This window comes from Mycobacterium terramassiliense (assembly GCF_900157385.1).
GTDB classification, from domain to species: domain Bacteria; phylum Actinomycetota; class Actinomycetes; order Mycobacteriales; family Mycobacteriaceae; genus Mycobacterium; species Mycobacterium terramassiliense.
The window spans coordinates 1,108,748-1,126,525 of the sequence record NZ_LT717700.1 but is presented as its reverse complement, the minus strand read 5'-3'; the positions used below and the strand labels follow the sequence as shown (position 1 = coordinate 1,126,525).

The 17,778-nt window shown below is 70.6% G+C and carries 15 protein-coding genes and 1 pseudogene; 12 read left to right on the top strand and 4 right to left on the bottom strand.

Annotation, left to right across the window (positions count from 1 at the left end):
* Nucleotides 1-66: 66 nt before the first annotated feature.
* Entirely contained in the window at nt 67-1,029 is a 963-nt protein-coding gene (locus tag MTAB308_RS13585; RefSeq protein ID WP_077099884.1) for a LysR family transcriptional regulator, read from the bottom strand.
* A 22-nt stretch (nt 1,030-1,051) separates the two neighbouring features.
* Between MTAB308_RS13585 and MTAB308_RS13580 the strand changes: the two genes are divergently transcribed.
* From MTAB308_RS13580 to MTAB308_RS13540, 9 genes and pseudogenes are all read left to right on the top strand, one after another.
* On the top strand, nt 1,052-2,221 hold the full coding sequence (locus MTAB308_RS13580; RefSeq protein ID WP_077099883.1) for an XdhC family protein: 1,170 nt from the start codon (nt 1,052-1,054) through the stop codon (nt 2,219-2,221).
* A 31-nt stretch (nt 2,222-2,252) separates the two neighbouring features.
* Nucleotides 2,253-3,128, top strand: coding sequence for an FAD binding domain-containing protein (locus MTAB308_RS13575; RefSeq protein WP_077099882.1), 876 nt, complete (start codon nt 2,253-2,255; stop codon nt 3,126-3,128).
* A gap of 20 nt (nt 3,129-3,148) precedes the next feature.
* Complete coding sequence (locus tag MTAB308_RS13570; protein ID WP_077099881.1) at nt 3,149-3,628, top strand: (2Fe-2S)-binding protein; 480 nt, start codon at nt 3,149-3,151, stop codon at nt 3,626-3,628.
* A complete protein-coding gene (locus MTAB308_RS13565) occupies nt 3,625-6,024 on the top strand; it encodes an aerobic carbon-monoxide dehydrogenase large subunit (RefSeq protein WP_077099880.1) in 2,400 nt (799 codons plus the stop codon). The genes MTAB308_RS13570 and MTAB308_RS13565 overlap by 4 nt, the downstream gene beginning before the upstream one ends.
* 5 nt (nt 6,025-6,029) lie before the next feature.
* Nucleotides 6,030-6,785: pseudogene (locus MTAB308_RS13560) on the top strand (XdhC family protein); the annotation flags it as partial.
* 128 nt (nt 6,786-6,913) lie between these two features.
* Nucleotides 6,914-7,489, top strand: coding sequence for a nucleotidyltransferase family protein (locus MTAB308_RS13555; protein WP_077099879.1), 576 nt, complete (start codon nt 6,914-6,916; stop codon nt 7,487-7,489).
* On the top strand, nt 7,486-8,367 hold the full coding sequence (locus MTAB308_RS13550) for an AAA family ATPase (RefSeq protein WP_077099878.1): 882 nt from the start codon (nt 7,486-7,488) through the stop codon (nt 8,365-8,367). The genes MTAB308_RS13555 and MTAB308_RS13550 overlap by 4 nt, the downstream gene beginning before the upstream one ends.
* Nucleotides 8,368-8,380: 13 nt before the next feature.
* Entirely contained in the window at nt 8,381-9,028 is a 648-nt protein-coding gene (locus MTAB308_RS13545) for an SRPBCC family protein (RefSeq protein ID WP_077099877.1), read from the top strand.
* Nucleotides 9,029-9,033: 5 nt separating this feature from the next.
* Nucleotides 9,034-10,242 carry a vWA domain-containing protein gene (locus tag MTAB308_RS13540; RefSeq protein ID WP_077099876.1) on the top strand — a complete coding sequence of 403 codons (1,209 nt, stop codon included), beginning with the start codon at nt 9,034-9,036 and terminating at the stop codon, nt 10,240-10,242.
* On the opposite strand, the gene MTAB308_RS13535 is transcribed toward MTAB308_RS13540, so the two are convergent.
* Entirely contained in the window at nt 10,223-12,334 is a 2,112-nt protein-coding gene (locus MTAB308_RS13535) for a xanthine dehydrogenase family protein molybdopterin-binding subunit (protein WP_077099875.1), read from the bottom strand. The two genes, MTAB308_RS13540 and MTAB308_RS13535, sit on opposite strands and share 20 nt — an antisense overlap.
* The gene (locus MTAB308_RS13530) at nt 12,327-12,800 is read right to left on the bottom strand and encodes a (2Fe-2S)-binding protein (protein ID WP_077099874.1); all 474 of its coding nucleotides are present in this window, start codon (nt 12,798-12,800) and stop codon (nt 12,327-12,329) included. Before MTAB308_RS13530 ends, MTAB308_RS13535 begins: the two co-directional genes overlap by 8 nt.
* 150 nt (nt 12,801-12,950) lie before the next feature.
* Between MTAB308_RS13530 and MTAB308_RS13525 the strand changes: the two genes are divergently transcribed.
* Both MTAB308_RS13525 and MTAB308_RS13520 read left to right on the top strand, forming a co-directional pair.
* Nucleotides 12,951-14,072 (top strand): glycoside hydrolase family 76 protein, encoded by a 1,122-nt coding sequence (locus MTAB308_RS13525; protein ID WP_077099873.1) that lies wholly within the window; start codon nt 12,951-12,953, stop codon nt 14,070-14,072.
* Nucleotides 14,069-16,021, top strand: a complete 1,953-nt coding sequence (locus MTAB308_RS13520) for an acetoacetate--CoA ligase (RefSeq protein WP_077099872.1) — start codon at nt 14,069-14,071, stop codon at nt 16,019-16,021. Before MTAB308_RS13525 ends, MTAB308_RS13520 begins: the two co-directional genes overlap by 4 nt.
* Here MTAB308_RS13520 and MTAB308_RS13515 read toward each other — a convergent pair.
* Nucleotides 15,980-16,684 (bottom strand): DedA family protein, encoded by a 705-nt coding sequence (locus tag MTAB308_RS13515; protein ID WP_077099871.1) that lies wholly within the window; start codon nt 16,682-16,684, stop codon nt 15,980-15,982. The two genes, MTAB308_RS13520 and MTAB308_RS13515, sit on opposite strands and share 42 nt — an antisense overlap.
* Before the next feature lie 58 nt (nt 16,685-16,742).
* Here MTAB308_RS13515 and fbaA point away from each other — a divergent pair, with 58 nt between their 5' ends.
* A complete protein-coding gene (gene fbaA / locus MTAB308_RS13510) occupies nt 16,743-17,774 on the top strand; it encodes a class II fructose-bisphosphate aldolase (protein ID WP_077099870.1) in 1,032 nt (343 codons plus the stop codon).
* Nucleotides 17,775-17,778 lie beyond the last annotated feature (4 nt).

Genomic DNA, 17,778 nt, shown 5'->3' with positions numbered 1-17,778 from the left:
CAAGTGTGAACCAGCGGCGAACCTCGTCGGCGCGTCGTCACCCACGTTTCACACTCAACAGGGCCCTCAACTCCACGTCACATGCACTTTCGGGCGGAACCGCGTGACCCCCACGCCGGAGCCGCGGATCATCGCCTGGGTGCACCTCGGGGTGGTGATGAAGCGGACCAGCTCCGACACGGCCGGCTGGCGCACCGAGGGCGCCAGCGTCGCCGCGCCCCACTCGCCGGACCGGTCCAGGCCGGGCCCGGACACGTGGGCCAACCGCCCCGCCGCCAGATCCTTCGCGACGGCGAAACCGATCGTCAAGCTGACGCCGCCGACCCGCTGCACCTCCTCGAGCGCGGCGGCGTCGCTTTGGAAGATCCGCTGCTGAGACTCCGGAATGGCCAAGGCGCGCAACATGTTTGCGATCTCACCATCGACGCTGCCCGCCGACGGGCCGAGCATCCATTGTTGCTGACGCAGCAGCGCCGGTGCCGGAATCCCCACCGCCAGTGGGCTGTTCGGCGCCACGACGGCGATGATCTGATATTTGAGGAAGGGGCGTACGAAGATCGTGTCGTCGGGCGCGATCGAACCCTCGCTCACCGGACCGATCGCGATGTCGACGGCGCGCGAGCAGATCAGGTCGCGGAACCGGCTGATCGGGTGCACGCTCAGCTCCACCGACAGGTCGTTGGCCCGCGACGAGAACAGCTCGATAAGGCCGGGCGCGGCGTGTTCGGCGAACGCCGTGGACGCGGCGATGCGCAGCAGCCGGCGCCCGTGGGCGGCCTCGGTGACCTCGATCGCGGTTTGTTGCTGCAGCCCGAGGATTTCGACCGCGCGGCTGGCCAGGCGCAGCCCACCGGGCGTGAACGCCAGCCCCGCGCCCGTCCTGGTGAACAGGGGGTCGTCGAGCTCCTTGCGCAGGGAGGCCACCAGCATCGAGATGCCCGCGTCGGAAACACCCAGCTCCGCCGCGGCGGCCCGCACCGAACCCAGGCGGACCACCGCCGAATAGGCCCTAAGTTGAGCCGGAGTCACGCCATGAGCCTACTTTGAGAGAGTGCGTGACGTGCTTGCCCAGCTGGTGTCGATCTGGCGTGCCGGCGACACAGCTGGGCTCGGGACGGTGGTCCGGACCTTTCGGTCGGCGCCGCGGCCGTCGGGGGCCTCGATGGTGGTGGCGCCCGACGGCACGGTGGCCGGCTCGGTGTCGGGTGGCTGCGTGGAGGGCGCGGTGTATGACGCCGCGACCGAGGTGGCGAAGACGGGCATCCCGCGGCTGGAGCGCTATGGGGTCAGCGATGGCGACGCGTTCGCCGTCGGGCTGACGTGCGGCGGCGTCATCGACGTGTTCGTCGAGCCGATCTCGCGGGCGACGTTCCCCGAGTTCGGCGCCGTCGCCGACGACATCGGCGAGAACCGTCCCGTCGCGATCGCGACCGTCATCGGCCACCCGGACGCGCGATGGGTGGGGCGCCGGGTTGTGGTCCGGCCCGAGGCGGTCGCGGGATCGCTGGGCTCGGCGCGCGCCGACGCGGCGGTCGCCGACGACGCGCGCGGGCTGCTGGCGGTGGGCCGCAGCGAGGTCCTCAAGTACGGGCCCGACGGGCAGCGACTCGGCGACGGCATGGAGGTGTTCGTGTCCAGCTTCGCGCCGCGCCCGCGGATGCTGGTGTTCGGCGCCATCGACTTCGCGGCCGCCCTGGCGCAACAGGGCTCGTTCCTGGGCTACCGGGTCACCGTCTGCGACGCCCGCGAGGTCTTCGCCACGCCGGTGCGCTTCCCGACCGCCGAACAGGTCGTCGTCGACTGGCCCCACCGCTACCTCGCCGCCCAGGCGCAGGCGGGCACCATCGACGAGAACACGGTGATCTGCGTGCTCACCCACGACCCGAAGTTCGACGTGCCCGTGCTGCAGGTGGCGCTGGGGCTGCCCCGCGTCGGCTACGTCGGCGCGATGGGATCGCGCCGCACCCACGACGACCGGATGAGCCGGCTGCGCGCCGCGGGGCTGACCGACGCCGAGCTGGACCGGCTGTCCAGCCCCATCGGGCTGGATCTCGGCGCCCGCACGCCGGAGGAGACCGCGGTGTCGATCGCCGCCGACATCATCGCCAAGCGCTGGGGCGGTGGGGGTCGCCCGCTGACCGAGACCACCGGTCGCATCCACCACGACGCGCCCGACCCGCAGGTAGAGGGCGAGTTCAGGGATTACTTAACTCGCTATTGACGCCCATGTCAGCGCGGCTGACACTGCAGCAATGCAAGTACCGGGACCCTTCGAATACGAACGCGCAACCAGCGTCGACCACGCCGTCGGGCTGCTGGATCGGCTGGGGGAGGGGGCGCGGGTGATCGCGGGCGGGCACAGCCTGCTGCCCATGATGAAGCTGCGCATCGCCAACCCGGAGTACCTCGTCGACATCAACGACCTGGCACCCGAGCTCGGCTACGTGATCACCGATCCGACCCTGGTGCGCGTCGGCGCCATGACCCGCCACCGCGAGATCCTGGAGTCCGACACCCTGGCCGCCGTGTGCCCGATCTTCCGGGACGCCGAGCGGGTGATCGCCGACCCGGTGGTCCGCAACCGCGGCACCCTGGGCGGTTCGCTGTGCCAGGCGGATCCGGCCGAGGACCTGGTGACGGTGTGCAGCGTGCTGAACGCGGTGTGCCTGGCCCGCGGGCCCTCGGGTGAACGCGAAATACCGATCGACGAGTTCGTCGCCGGGCCCTACGAGACCACCCTGGCGCACAACGAGATCCTGGTCGAGGCCCGAATCCCGGTGCGGATCAACACCTCCAGCGCCTACGCCAAGGTGGAGCGGCGCGTGGGGGACTGGGCGGTCACGGCGGCCGGGGCGGCCATCACGCTGGACGGCACCGAAATCGTGGCCGCGCGCGTGGGCCTGACGGCGGTCAACCCGGACCCGCGCGCGCTGGCCGAGCTGGCGGCGGCGCTGGCCGGCCGGCCGGCCACCGAGGAGACCTTCGCCGAGGCGGGCCGGCGCGCGGCGGCGGCCTGCGATCCGGTGACCGACGTGCGCGGCACCGCGGACTACAAGCGGCACCTCGCCTCCGAACTGACCATCCGCACGCTGCGCACCGCAGCGCAGCGGGTGGGCAGAACGGCGTGAGCCGGGAAAGGAACAAGCCGATGCAGGTGAACATGACCGTCAACGGCGAGCAGGTGACCGCCGAGGTCGAACCCCGGACGCTGCTCGTGCATTTCCTGCGGGATCAGTTGCGGCTCACCGGAACCCACTGGGGCTGCGACACCAGCAACTGCGGGACGTGCGTGGTCGACGTGGACGGCGTACCGGTGAAGTCGTGCACGATGCTGGCCGTGATGGCGTCGGGCCACAGCGTCCGGACCGTCGAAGGGCTCGCGGTCGACGGCCAGCTCGACCCCGTTCAGGAAGGGTTCATGCGCTGCCACGGGCTGCAATGCGGCTTCTGCACACCGGGCATGATGATCACCGCCCGCGCGCTGCTGGACCGCGACCCCAATCCCGACGAGGAAACGATCCGGGAGGCGATCTCCGGGCAGATCTGCCGGTGCACCGGATACACCACGATCGTGCGTTCCATCCAGTGGGCGGCGTCCCACGCGGCTCCCGTGGAGGCCGGATCATGACCACCATCGAGTCGCGGCCGCCCTCACCCGAAGACACGGCGGACAACGACCAAAAGCCGTGCGGTCACGGCCGGATGCTGCGCAAGGAGGACCCGCGTTTCATTCGCGGGCGCGGCACCTACGTCGACGACGTCGCGCTGCCGGGCATGCTGCACCTGGCGATCCTGCGTTCGCCGTACGCGCACGCCCGCATCGCGAGCATCGATGTGACTGCGGCCCTTGCACATCCGAAGGTCAAGGCGGTGGTGACGGGCGCCGACCTGGCCGAGAAGGGCCTGGCGTGGATGCCGACGCTGTCCAACGACGTGCAGGCCGTGCTGGCCACCGACAAGGTGCGCTTCCAGGGCCAGGAGGTGGCGTTCGTCGTCGCCGAGGACCGGTATTCGGCCCGCGACGCGCTGGAGCTGATCGACGTCGACTACGACCCGCTGGACCCCGTCGTCGACGTGCGCAAGGCGCTCGAATCTGCGGCGCCGGTGATCCGCACCGACCTCGACGGCAAGACCGACAACCACATCTTCGACTGGGAGACCGGCGACGCCGCCGCCACCGAGGCGGCGTTCGCGCGCGCCGACGTCGTCGTCAAGCAGGAGATCGTGTACCCCCGGGTGCACCCCGCGCCGATGGAAACCTGTGGCGCGGTGGCCGATTTGGACCCGGTCACCGGCAAGTTGACGCTGTGGACCACCTCGCAGGCGCCGCACGCGCACCGCACCCTGTACGCGTTGGTCGCCGGCCTGCCCGAGCACAAGATCCGGGTGATCTCGCCCGACATCGGCGGCGGCTTCGGCAACAAGGTGCCGATCTACCCCGGCTACGTCTGCGCGATCGTCGGCTCGCTGCTGCTGGGCAAGCCGGTGAAATGGATGGAGGACCGCAGCGAGAACCTGACGTCCACCAGCTTCGCCCGCGACTACATCATGGTCGGCGAGATCGCCGCCCGGGGCGACGGCAAGATCCTGGCGATCCGGTCCAACGTGCTGGCCGACCACGGCGCGTTCAACGGCCAGGCCGCCCCGACGAAATACCCGGCCGGCTTCTTCGGGGTGTTCACCGGCAGCTACGACCTCGAGGCCGCCTACTGCCACATGACCGCCGTGTACACCAACAAGGCGCCCGGCGGGGTGGCCTACGCGTGCTCGTTCCGGATCACCGAGGCGGTGTACTTCGTCGAGCGGCTGGTGGACTGCCTGGCCTTCGAGCTCAAGATGGACCCGGCCGAGCTGCGGCTGCGAAACCTGTTGCGGCCCGAGCAATTCCCGTACCAGAGCAAGACCGGCTGGACGTACGACTCGGGTGACTACGAGGCCACCATGCGCAAGGCCATGGACATGATCGGCTACGACGCGCTGCGCGCCGAGCAGAAAGCCAGGCGCGAGCGCGGGGAGCTGATGGGCATCGGGATGGCGTTCTTCACCGAGGCCGTCGGCGCCGGCCCGCGCAAGGACATGGACATCCTCGGCCTCGGCATGGCCGACGGCTGCGAGCTGCGCGTGCACCCGACCGGCAAAGCCGTTGTGCGCCTGTCGGTTCAGAGCCAGGGCCAGGGCCACGAGACGACGTTCGCGCAGATCGTCGCCGAGGAGCTGGGCATCCCGCCCGACGACATCGAGGTGGTGCACGGCGACACCGATCAGACGCCGTTCGGGCTGGGCACCTACGGCAGCCGGTCCACCCCGGTGTCGGGCGGGGCGGCGGCGCTGGTGGCCCGCAAGGTGCGCGACAAGGCGAAGATCATCGCCTCGGGCATGCTCGAGGTTTCGGTCGCCGACCTCGAGTGGGAGAAGGGCTCCTTCCACGTCAAGGGCGACCCGTCGGCGTCGGTGACGATCCAGGACATCGCGATGCGCGCGCACGGCGCCGGCGATCTGCCCGAGGGCATCGAGGGCGGGTTGGACGCCGAGGTCTGCTACAACCCATCGAATCTCACCTATCCCTACGGCGCCTACTTCTGTGTGGTGGACGTGGACCCGGGCACCGCGGTGGTCAAGGTGCGGCGCTTCCTGGCCGTCGACGACTGCGGCACGCGGATCAATCCGATGATCATCGAGGGCCAGGTGCACGGCGGCATCGTCGACGGGATCGGGATGGCGTTGATGGAGATGATCGCGTTCGACGAAGAGGGCAACTGCCTGGGCGGGTCGCTGATGGACTACCTGATCCCGACCGCCATGGAGGTGCCCCACCTGGAAACCGGTTTCACCGTGACGCCGTCGCCGCACCACCCGATCGGCGCGAAGGGCATCGGCGAATCGGCCACGGTCGGGTCGCCACCCGCCGTGGTGAACGCGGTCGTGGATGCGTTGGCGCCGTTCGGGGTTCGGCACGCCGACATGCCGCTGACGCCGTCGCGGGTCTGGGAGGCGATGCAGGGGAGGGCGAGGCCACCGATTTGAGCGCGATCAGGCAGACGACGATCAGTGAGCGGGCCCAGCAGCTGTTGGCGGCACGGACGCCGTTCGTGCACGCGACGGTGGTGCGTGCCCAGCCGCCCACCTCGTCCTACGCGGGCGACGAGGCAATCCTGTTGGCGGACGGCACCATCGAGGGCTTTGTCGGCGGCCAGTGCGCGCAGAACTCCGTCCGCAAGGCGGCGCTGGGCGCGCTGCAGGCGGGCGAAAGCGTGTTGCTGCGGGTGCTTCCCGACGGCGACGTGCACTTTCCCGAGGCGCCCGGCGCCTGCGTCGTCGTCAACCCGTGCCTGTCCGGCGGGTCGCTGGAGATTTTCTTGACCCCGCAACTGCCGGCGCCCCTGATCGAGATCCACGGCGCCACCCCGATCGCCGAGGCCCTTGCCCAGCTGTGCGGGGTGCTCGGCTACGACGTCCGCCGCGGTGCCGACGTCGGCTCCGTGGGAAGTGCCACGGCGGTGGTGATCGCCAGCCACGGCGGACCCGAAGCCGAAATGATCCGTGCGGCGCTGGATCACGGCGCCGGTTACGTCGGCCTGGTGGCCAGCAAGGTCCGCGGCGCGGCCATCCTCGGTCAACTCGACCTTTCCGACGCCGAGCGGGCGCGGGTGCACACCCCGGTCGGGCTTGCCATCGGGGCCAAGACCCCCGCGGAGATCGCGGTCTCCATCGCCGCCGAGCTGGTCGCCGGCATCCGCGACGGCGACCTGCGCCGCTCCGCCGCGCCGCAGCCCCCCGCCGGGGCGGTCGATCCGGTGTGCGGCATGACGGTGACCATCGGGCCCGGCACCGAGCACCTGCGGGTGGCCGGCGCGGATTACTGGTTCTGCGGCCCGGGCTGCCGCGCGGCGTTCGCCGCCGCGAAAGCTGGCGCATGAGGGTCACCGGCGTCGTGCTGGCGGCCGGCAGCTCGCGCAGGCTCGGCACCCCCAAACAGCTTCTGCCGTACCGGGATACGACCCTGCTGGGCGCCACCCTGGCGACCGCCCGCGGCGCTGGGTTCGACCAGCTCATCGTCACCCTCGGCGGCGCGGCGCACGCGGTGCGTGACACGGTGCCGCTGGGCGGAATCGACGTCGTGACGGCCTCCGATGCCGGCACCGGATGCGCGGCCTCGCTACGCGCCGCACTGGACCGGGTGGATCCGCGGGCGGACGGGATCGTGCTCATGCTGGGCGATCAGCCCGGCGTACAGCCGGCCACGCTCCGGCGAATGATCGACGAGGGGCCGGGCGCCGACATCGCGGTGTGTCGCTACGACGACGGCATCGGGCACCCGTTCTGGTTGGGCCGCAGCGTGTTCGGGGAGTTGCGCGAACTGCACGGCGACAAGGCGGTGTGGAAGATCGTGGAATCGGGCCGGCGCCAGGTGCGCGAGCTCGCGGTCGACGGTCGGATCCCGCTCGACGTCGACACGTGGGAGGACTACCGCCGGCTGGTGACGTCATGACGTTCAGCCACGTCGACGACGTCGTCGCCCGCTTCGACGCACACGACTACCTGCTCGACACGGGAACGGCGTCGGCGATCTACCTGGCGGTCACGCTCGGCCGCCCGCTGCTGCTGGAAGGCGAGCCGGGGGTCGGCAAGACCGCGGCGGCGAAGACCCTCGCCGCGGTGCTGGACACCGAGCTGGTGCGGCTGCAGTGCTACGAGGGGCTGACCGCCAGCGAGGCGCTGTACGACTGGAACTACCAACGCCAGCTGCTGTCCATCAGGCTGGCCGAGGCCCGCGGTACCGGGATCGAAGAAGGGGACCTCTACACCGAGACGTATCTGGTCGATCGGCCCATCCTGCGGTGTGTGCGGCATCGCGGCCCGGCCCCACCGGTGCTGCTCATCGACGAAATCGACCGCGCGGACGACGAATTCGAGGCGTTGCTGCTCGAATTCCTGGGGGAATCCGCGGTCACCGTGCCCGAGCTCGGTACCTTCGTCGCCGAGCGGCCGCCGATCGCGGTGCTGACTTCCAACCGCAGCCGCGACCTGCACGACGCGCTCCGCCGCCGCTGCCTGTATCACTGGATCGACTACCCCGAGCCCGCCCGGGCCGCCGCGATCGTCCGCCGGACGGTGCCCGGCGCGACGGCGCCGCTGATCGAGCACGCCACGCAGTTCGTCGGTCGCGTCCGCGATCTCGACCTGGACAAGCCGCCCGGCGTCGCCGAGACGATCGACTGGGTCGCGGCGCTGGTGTCGCTCGGCGTCGCCGACCTGGTCTCCGAACATACCGATGCGTCGGCACTGACCAGCCTGGGGGCGCTGGCCAAGACGCCGGACGACCGTACTCTGATTCGCGACGCGTTTACCGAATACAGCCGTACCTGAGAGGACTCACCGCATGAAGATCGCCAACCAGTTCACCGTCAGCGCGCCCATCGAGCAGGCCTGGGACGTGTTGTGCGACCTGGAGCAGGTGATCCCGCTGATGCCCGGAGCGCAGCTGACCGGTCACGAGGGCGACGACTACCTCGGCAAGGTCAAGGTCAAGGTCGGACCGGTGACCAGCGAGTTCAGCGGCAAGGTGCGCTTCGTGGAGCTGGACCGCGACCAGCACCGGGCGGTCATCGACGGCAACGGCAAGGAATCGCGGGGCACCGGCAACGCGGCCGCCACGGTCACCGCCCAGCTGCACGAGGACGGCGGCCGGACCAGCGTCACCGTCGACACCGATCTGAAGATCGTCGGCAAGCTGGCCCAGTTCGGCAGCGGCATGCTGCAACAGGTTTCGGAGAAGCTGCTGGGCCAGTTCGTCGAATCGCTGGAGGCCGAGCTGGCCGCCAAGAACGGGCAGACGTCAGGCGCCGCGGCGGGCCCGGCCCCGACAACGACCGAATCCGCCGCCGGACCGCGCCACGCGGCCGCCGAGCCCGAACCCATTGACCTGCTCGACCTGGCCGGCGGCGACCAGCTCAAGAAGTACGGCGCGGCCGCGGCCGCGGTGCTCGCCGTGCTGGTGCTGATCTGGGTGCTGCGCCGGAGGCGCTAGCGTCCGTGGGCACCCCACTGCTGTTGCGCGGCGTCGACCTGGCGGCGTTCGCGGCCGCCCTGGTGGCGCGCCTGCGCGGCGCGGGGGTGCAGGTGTCCGCCAACGGCCAGGCCGGCTTCGTGCAGGCGCTGCGACGGCTGGTGCCGGACACCACGTCGGCGCTGTATTGGGCGGCGCGGCTGACCTTGGTCAACCGGGTGGAAGACCTCGGCGCCTTCGACGCGGTCTTCGAGGCGGCGTTCGGCGCCGCTCGGCCCGACGGCGCGATGCGCACCGAGCCCGCCCTGCCCCTGCCCGGCCCGAAGACGCCCGCGGCCGGCACACTGCGCCCCACCGGGGGCCCGTCGAACGCGGGCGCGCAACGACTGCCCTGGGCCACCCGCGCGTCCACCGTCCGCGACGCTTTCGAGGACACGAGCGTCCTGCTGCCCGATCTGCTGCCCAGCCGGATCGCCGCGCGCGCCGACGAGCCGTTCGACCGCTTCGACGCGCAAGACCTCCGCCTGCTCGGCTCCTGGCTGGAGGCCACCGTCGCGCGCTGGCCGCGGCGGCGCAGCATGCGGTTTGAGCCCAGCGCGGGCGGCGAGCGCATCGACCTGCGCGCCACAATGCGCGCCGCACGCGAAACCGGCTGGGAATCAATGCAATTGGCGCGCACGCGGCCCCGCCGCCGGCCCCGCCGGGTGGTCCTGGCTTGCGACGTGAGCCGCTCGATGCAGCCGTACGCGGCGGTCTATCTGCATCTGATGCGGGCCGCCGCGCTGCGCCGACACGGCCTGCGACCGGAGGTCTTCGCGTTCTCGACGTCGCTGACCCGGCTCACGTCGGTGCTGTCGCACCGCTCGGCCGAGGTGGCGTTGCAGAAAGCCAACGCGAAGGTCACGGACCGCTACGGCGGCACGTTCATCGGCCGCAGCCTGGGCGCCTTGCTGGCCCCACCCCACGGCAACGGGCTGCGCGGGGCGGTGGTGATCATCGCCTCTGACGGCTGGGACGCCGATCCGCCTGATGTGCTCGCGAACGCCATGGAACGGCTGCGTCGCCGCGCCGCAACCCTCGTGTGGCTCAATCCCCGTGCGGCGCGGGGGGATTTCGAACCGCTGGCCGGTGCCATGGCAGCCGCCCTGCCGTATTGTGACCTGTTTTTGCCCGCGCACTCGCTGACCGGCCTGCGCGAACTGCTGGACGCGCTGGCTAATCCATCGCGGCGATGAGTTGCTCGGGCGTCAGCGGTAACGAGCGCACCCGGACGCCGAGCGCGTCGTACACGGCATTGGCGATCGCGGCGGCCGTCGGACCCTGGGCGCACTCGCCGATGCCCAACGGTGGATTACCCTGTCCCGCAAGGAATTCGACGTCGACCGTCGGCACCTCGGAGAACCGCAGGATCGGGTACGTCTCCCAGGTTTCGCTGGTGACGTTGAAGTCGTCGAAGCGGACTCGCTCCTTGACGGTCCAGCTGGTGGCCTGCACGGCGCCGCCCTCGATCTGGTTGGCCGCGCCGTCGGGATTGATGACCAGCCCGGCATCCACCGCGATGACCAGCCGGCGCACCCGCACCCCGTCAACCGCCTCGATCTCCGCGATGACCGCGCAGTAGGCCGCCGAATTCTTGTAGCGCGCATACCCGATGCCGTGACCGACGGACTCCGCTCGCGCCCGTTTCCCCCAGCCGGCGCGCTCCGCCGCCGCCCGCAACACCGCGCGCCCGCGCTGGTCGGACAGGTGCGCCAACCGGAACTCGACAGGATCGCGGCCCGCGGCCACCGCCAACTCGTCCATGAACGACTCCGCCGCAAAGACATTGATGAACGCCCCCAGCGAACGCAGCGCCGAGGTGCGCAGCGGCATCTCGGTCAGCAGGTGGTTGATCACCCGATAGGACGGAAAGTCGTAGCCGGGTACGGCGTTGCGGCCGGTGCCGCCGCCCCATTCGACCGGCGGCTCGCCGCCGGCGCGGATCGGCTCGCCACCGGCGCGCTCGCTGGCCGCCAGAAACGCCGAGGTCGGCGTCGTGCCCGGGCGGCCCATGTAGCTGCCGCTCCAGATCTCGTGGCGCCAGTCGACGACGGCGCCGTCGTCGCCGCAGTCGGCGGCGACCTCGACGACCGCGGCGGGACCGAAAGGCGCCCAAGCCAATTCGTCGCCGCGCGACCAGACCAGGTGGACCGGCCGCCCCGGTACCGCCCGCGCCAGCACCGCGGCGTCCATGGCGGCGTCATCGGCGCCGTTGTGCCCATAGCACCCGGCCCCCTCGACGTGGCGCGCCACCACCGAATCGACCGGCAGGCCCAGCGCCGCGGCCAGTTCGCGCCGCAACACGTGGACGCCCTGGCTGTGTGACCAGATTTCCAGTCGGCCGTCGGGGTGGGCGAGCGCCACCGCGGCCGACGGGCCGATCGAGGCGTGCGCCAGGTACGGGCGGTGGTAGCGGGCCGAATGCGACCGCGTCGAACCGCCCACGGCCCCAGTCCCTTTGGACGCCAGCTCCGACGTCTCGGCCGCCGCCGACAGGAGAAATCCCGGCAGGTCGTCCTCGTCGGGCAGGGTCGGCCGCCGGTCCCAGGTGGCGTCGCCGCGCAGCCGCTCGGCCGCGCGCACCGCGACCTCCTCCCGTTCGGCGATTACGCCCAGGAACTCGCCGTCGCGCACGACGGTGACCACGCCCGGCAGCGCCAGGGTCGGGGCGGTGTCGAGGCCGCGCAGGTGCGCCCCGCGCGACCGCGGGCGAACGACGCGGCCGTACAGCTGCCCGTCCAAAACGAGGTCGTGCAGGTAGCGCGGCCGCCCGGTCAGCTTGTCGGGCAGGTCCAGCCGGGCGACGTCGGTGCCGACGACCGCGTAGTCCGCCTCGGGCTTGGGCGTCGCTTCGCCGGTCGCCGCGCGGTCCAACAGCGAATCGTCCGCGAGTTCCCAATAGCTGGTGGCCAAGCCGTGCGGGCCACCGAACTCGCCGTCGACGACGTCCAACTCCTCGGGCGCGACGGACAGCTTGGCCGCCGCCGCGTCGAGATAGATCGCCCGTGCCTCGGCGCACACCTGACGCAGCGCCGCCCCCGACTGCTGGATCGACCGGCTGCCGGCGGTGAAGCCCTCGTCGGGGCTGCGGTCGGTCGCCGCGGCGATCATCCGCACGCGCGCGACGTCCACGTCGAGCTCCTCGGCGGCGATCTGCGCCAGCGCCGTCAACACGCCCTGACCCAGCTCCACCTTGCCCGAGCGCACCTCGACGACGCCGTCCGAGCCGATCCGAACCCATTCGCCCAGAACGGGATTGGAGGCCAGCGACTCCGGCAGGTCAGGCATCGGCGGAACCCCGCATTTCGGCGCCGGCGCTCAGCACCGCGGCGACCACCCGATTGTGCGAGCCGCACCGACACAGGTTGGGGTCCAGGGCGGCGCGCACCTCCGCGTCCGTCGGGTCGGGATTGTCGGCCAGCAGGGCCGCCGCGGCCACCACGATCCCGGACATGCAGTACCCGCATTGCGCCGCCTGCCCGGCCACCAGGGCGCGCGCCACCGGGTGCGGCCGCCCGTCGTCGCCCAGGCCCTCGACGGTGCGGATCGACTTGCCGGCCACCGACCACAACGGGGTGTCGCAGGAGTACACCGGACGGCCGTCGGCCAGCACGAAACACGCCCCGCACAACCCCACCCCGCAACCGAACCGGGTCCCCTTCAAGCCCAGGTGGTTGCGCAGCACGTACAGCAGCGGTGTGTCGTCCTCGGCGTCGACCTTGTGGTGTCGCCCGTTAACGGTCAGATCTCCCATGGGCTCCAGCATCCTCCGGCGGCGAGTGTGCGCCTGCGGCGTCGGGTGTGCCGGGACGGCGGGATGTCGGCGATTTTCCCGCCCTGGGCGCACCCGCGACGCCGAGACCGCACGCTCGACCGACACCGCGCTAGGGCAGGATCGAGCGGTATGGATCAGCGATGGGCCAACCGGGCGGCCAGCTCCGAAGCCGCTGTCGCGCAGCGACACCTGAAGCGGCTGTGGGCGCTGCCGGGAACCCAGCTGGGGGTCGTGGCCTGGCCGGCGACGCGGCGCGACCGGCTGTTCGGCACCTGGCACTACTGGTGGCAGGCGCACCTGCTGGATTGCCTGGTCGACGCGCAGCTGCGCGATCCGCAACCGCACCGGCACACGATGATCAACCGCCAGGTCCGCTCACACCGGCTGCGCAACAACCTGCGCTGGACCAACAGCTACTACGACGACATGGCGTGGCTGGCGCTGGCGCTGGAACGCGCGGCCCGGCTGGCCGGCGTCGAGCGCCATCGCGCGCTGCCCAAGCTGGCCGACCAATTCGTCAAGGCGTGGGCACCCGCCGACGGCGGCGGCATCCCGTGGCGCAAGCAGGACAAGTTCTTCAACGCCCCGGCCAATGGGCCCGCGGGAACCTTCCTCGCCCGCTACGGCGAGCACCTGCAGCGGGCCGACCAGATCAGCGACTGGATCGACCGCACCCTGATCGATCCCGACACGCACCTGGTGTTCGACGGCATCAAGGACGGCTCGCTGGTGCGCGCGCAGTACACCTACTGCCAGGGCGTCGTGCTGGGCCTGGAGACCGAGCTGGCCGCGCGCACCGGCGCCGAAGCCAGGGCCCGGCATCAGGCCCGGGTGCATCGGCTGGTGGCGGCGGTCAGCGAGCAGATGGCGCCGTCGGGCGTGCTGCGCGGCGCCGGCGGCGGGGACGGCGGCCTCTTCGGCGGCATCACCGCCCGCTACCTCGCGCTGGTCGCCACCGCCCTGCCGGGCGACTCCGCCGACGACGCGGTGGCCCGCGACACCGCCCGCACCATCGTGCTGTCGTCGGCGAAATCGGCCTGGGACTACCGGCAAACGCTGGACGGTCTGCCGCTGTTCGGCGCGTTCTGGGACCGCGACGCCGAGCTGCCCAAGGCGGGTGGCGAAGAGGCGCAATTCGTCGAGGGCGCGGTCGAGGCCTCCGAGATCGCCGAGCGCGATCTGTCGGTTCAGCTATCGGGCTGGATGCTGATGGAGGCCGCCTGTAACGTCACCGCCGTGAGCGAGACATGAGCGAACTCAGCGGCGGCTGGATCCCCGACGAGGCCACGCTTGCCGGCGCCAACCTCACCCGCTTCATCACCTGGCTGGCCGAGACCGGCCGCGGCGAATATGCCGACTACCAAGGCCTGTGGGCAAAGTCGGTGGACGACATCGACTGGTTCTGGGACGCCGTCTGGACCTACTTCGACATCAAGGCGGACAGCCCGCCCCGCGCGGTGCTGGGCGAGCGTTCCATGCCCGGCGCCGAGTGGTTCCCGGGCGCCACGCTCAACTACGCCACCGAGATCTTCCGCCACGCCACCGACGAGCGCCCGGCGCTGATCGCCGTCGGCGAGGACGGATCCACCGAGTGGTCCTGGGCGAGGCTGCAGCGCGAGACGGCGGCGTTCGCGACCTACCTGCGCAACCTCGGCGTCGCGCCCGGCGACGCCGTCGTCGGTTACCTGCCCAACGTCGCCGAGGCCGTCGTCGCGGCGCTAGCCGCGGCCAGCGTGGGCGCGATCTGGGCGGTGTGCAACCAGGACGTGTCGGTCGACGGCGTGATCGCCCGGCTGGGTCAGGTGGAGCCGGCCGTGCTGGTGGCCACCGACGGCTCGGTGTACGCGGGCAAGCGGATCGATCGGCGCGCGGAGCTGGCCACGATCCGGCACGCGATGCCGACGCTGAAGGCCACCGTGGTGGTGCCGCGGCTCGGGCTCGACATCGACGGCGACACCGTGGCGTGGGCCACGGCCGTGCAGGCGCACGCCGCCCTTGACATCACGCCGGTCCCGTTCGCCCACCCGCTGTGGGTGATGTTCTCGTCGGGAACCACCGGGAAGCCGAAGGGCATCGTGCACGGTCACGGCGGCGTCGTGCTGGAGCACCTGAAGTACCTGACGCTGCAATTCGAGCTGTACCCCGGCGACCGCTTCCTGTGGTACTCGTCGACCAGCTGGATGATGTGGAACCTGCTGGTGTCCGGCCTGCTGGTCGACGCCACGATCGTGCTGTACGACGGCAGCCCAACGCATCCGGGCACCGACGGCCTGTGGCGCGTCGCCGCCGACGCCGGCGTCACGGTGCTCGGCGCCGGGGCGGGCTACCTATTGGCCTGTGCCAAAAAGGAATTGACGCCGGGTGCGTCGTACCCCCTCGATGGCCTGCGCGCGGTGGGATCTACCGGGTCACCGCTGCCGGCGTCCGGATTTCGTTGGGTCCAACAGGGACTCGGCCGCGGTGTTCCGGTGATCTCGATGAGCGGCGGCACCGACGTGTGCACGGCCTTCATCGGCGGTTGCTCGATCCTGCCCGTGGTCGCCGGCGAGCTGTCGTGCCTGTGCCTCGGCGCGGCCATCGAGGCCTGGAAGGGCGAGGGCCACCCCGTCATCGGGGAAGAGGGCGAGCTGGTGGTGACCAAGCCGATGCCGTCCATGCCCGTGTCCTTCTGGAACGACGACGACGGCAGCCGCTATCGCGCCGCCTACTTCGACAAGTACCCGGGCGTGTGGTGCCACGGGGACTGGATCACCATCAGCGACCGCGGATCGGTTGTCGTACACGGCCGTTCGGACGCCACCCTGAATCGCATGGGCGTTCGGATGGGCAGCGCGGAGATCTACACGGCGGTCGAACGCATGCCGGAGGTGCAGGACTGCCTGGTGGTCGGCGTCGAGCTGGACGACGGCGGCTACTGGATGCCGCTTTTCGTGCACCTGGCGGACGGCGTGGAGTTCGACGACGCGCTGCGGTCCAACATCGTCGCCGAGATCCGCCAGCATGCCTCGCCGCGACACGTGCCCGACGACATCCTGGACGTCCCGGGCATACCGCGGACGCTGACCGGCAAGCGGCTGGAGATCCCGATCAAGCGCATCCTGCTCGGGGCCGCGCCGGACGAGGCCGTGCAGCAGAGTTCGATCGACAGGCCGGACCTGCTAGGCGCTTTCGTTGCGTACCGCAGAAGTCGGGTGTCCTGAGTCGGTCTCTTCGCCGGCCGCGCGGCGGCGGCCCCGATAGGCGCGCCAGGCGGCGATGAACGCCGGGATCAGCGACACGAACAGGATGCCCAGGATGATCTTTTCCAGGTTCTGGTGCACGAACGGCACGGTGCCCAGGAAGTAGCCCGCCAGCGTCACACCGCCGCCCCAGAGGATGCCGCCGACGATGTCGAACCCGAGGAACACCGGGTAGCGCATGTACGACACCCCGGCCACCGGCGGGACAAACGTCCGCACGAACGGGGCGAACCGGGCCAGGATGACCGCCCAGGGCCCGTACTTCTCGAAGAACGCGTGGGATTCCGTCACGTAGTGCTTCTTGAAGAAGCGGGAGTCCTCCTTCTTGAACAGCGCCGGACCGATCCGCCGCCCGATGAAGTACCCCGTCTGATCGCCCAGGATCGCGACCAGCGCGACGGACGGTGCCAGCACCCAGATGCTCGCGGGCGGGTTGGGGTGCGCGGCCAGCAGCCCGCCGGTGAACAGCAGCGATTCGCCCGGGAGCAGCGGAAACAGCAGCCCGGTCTCGATAAAGACGATGACCAGGATGCCGGGCAGCACCGCCGATCCGAAGACGCCATTGGCGCCCAGCCAGTACATCGGGTCCAGGATGTCCGGCAAGGCCGTCACGGTGGTGCTCACGATGCTTCAACATACCTTTGTTGCGATACTGGATGGGCCCAGTCGCCAGGAGGAGCCCATGCCCATCGCAAGCCCCGAGATCTACGCCGAGATGCTGGGCCGGGCAAAGGAGAACTCCTACGCCTTCCCGGCCATCAACTGCACGTCCTCGGAAACCGTCAACGCCGCGATCAAAGGCTTCGCCGACGCCGGCAGTGACGGCATCATCCAATTCTCCACCGGCGGTGCGGAGTTCGCGTCCGGCCTCGGGGTCAAGGACATGGTCACCGGCGCCGTCGCGCTGGCCGAATTCACCCGCGTCGTCGCGGCGAAATACCCGATCAACGTCGCGCTGCACACCGACCACTGCCCCAAGGACAAACTCGACAGCTACGTGCGCCCGTTGCTCGCGATCTCGGCGCAACGGGTGAGCGCGGGCGGCGATCCCCTGTTCCAGTCCCACATGTGGGACGGCTCTGCGGTGCCGATCGACGAGAACCTGGTCATCGCGCAGGAGCTGCTCAAGGAGGCGGCGTCGGCCAAGATCGTCCTGGAGATCGAGATCGGTGTGGTGGGCGGCGAGGAGGACGGCGTCGCCAACGAGATCAACGACAAGCTCTACACCACACCCGAAGACTTCGAGAAGACGGTCGACGCGCTGGGCCACGGCGAGCATGGCAAGTACCTGCTGGCGGCGACGTTCGGCAACGTGCACGGCGTCTACAAGCCCGGCAACGTCAAGCTGCGCCCCGACATCCTGGCCCAGGGGCAGCAGGTGGCGTCGGCCAAATTGGGCCTGCCGGACGGATCCAAGCCGTTCGACTTCGTGTTCCACGGCGGCTCGGGCTCGCTGAAGTCCGAGATCGAGGAGGCGCTGCGCTACGGGGTGGTGAAGATGAACGTCGACACCGACACCCAGTACGCGTTCACCCGCCCGATCGCCGGTCACATGTTCACCAACTACGACGGCGTGCTCAAGGTCGACGGCGAGGTGGGCGTCAAGAAGGCCTACGACCCGCGCACGTACCTCAAGACGGCCGAGACCGGCATGACCCAGCGGGTCGTGGAGGCCTGCAACGACCTGCACTGCGCCGGGAAGTCGCTGGGCTGAGCAG

What these genes read in the sequence shown, in the direction of transcription:
- MTAB308_RS13575 (WP_077099882.1), top strand. Translation starts at nt 2,253, where the DNA reads ATGCAAGTACCGGGACCCTTCGAATACGAACGCGCAACCAGCGTCGAC.
- MTAB308_RS13570 (WP_077099881.1), top strand. Translation starts at nt 3,149, where the DNA reads ATGCAGGTGAACATGACCGTCAACGGCGAGCAGGTGACCGCCGAGGTC.
- MTAB308_RS13565 (WP_077099880.1), top strand. Translation starts at nt 3,625, where the DNA reads ATGACCACCATCGAGTCGCGGCCGCCCTCACCCGAAGACACGGCGGAC.
- MTAB308_RS13555 (WP_077099879.1), top strand. Translation starts at nt 6,914, where the DNA reads ATGAGGGTCACCGGCGTCGTGCTGGCGGCCGGCAGCTCGCGCAGGCTC.
- MTAB308_RS13550 (WP_077099878.1), top strand. Translation starts at nt 7,486, where the DNA reads ATGACGTTCAGCCACGTCGACGACGTCGTCGCCCGCTTCGACGCACAC.
- MTAB308_RS13545 (WP_077099877.1), top strand. Translation starts at nt 8,381, where the DNA reads ATGAAGATCGCCAACCAGTTCACCGTCAGCGCGCCCATCGAGCAGGCC.
- MTAB308_RS13535 (WP_077099875.1), bottom strand. Translation starts at nt 12,334, where the DNA reads ATGCCTGACCTGCCGGAGTCGCTGGCCTCCAATCCCGTTCTGGGCGAA.
- MTAB308_RS13530 (WP_077099874.1), bottom strand. Translation starts at nt 12,800, where the DNA reads ATGGGAGATCTGACCGTTAACGGGCGACACCACAAGGTCGACGCCGAG.
- MTAB308_RS13525 (WP_077099873.1), top strand. Translation starts at nt 12,951, where the DNA reads ATGGATCAGCGATGGGCCAACCGGGCGGCCAGCTCCGAAGCCGCTGTC.
- MTAB308_RS13520 (WP_077099872.1), top strand. Translation starts at nt 14,069, where the DNA reads ATGAGCGAACTCAGCGGCGGCTGGATCCCCGACGAGGCCACGCTTGCC.
- fbaA (WP_077099870.1), top strand. Translation starts at nt 16,743, where the DNA reads ATGCCCATCGCAAGCCCCGAGATCTACGCCGAGATGCTGGGCCGGGCA.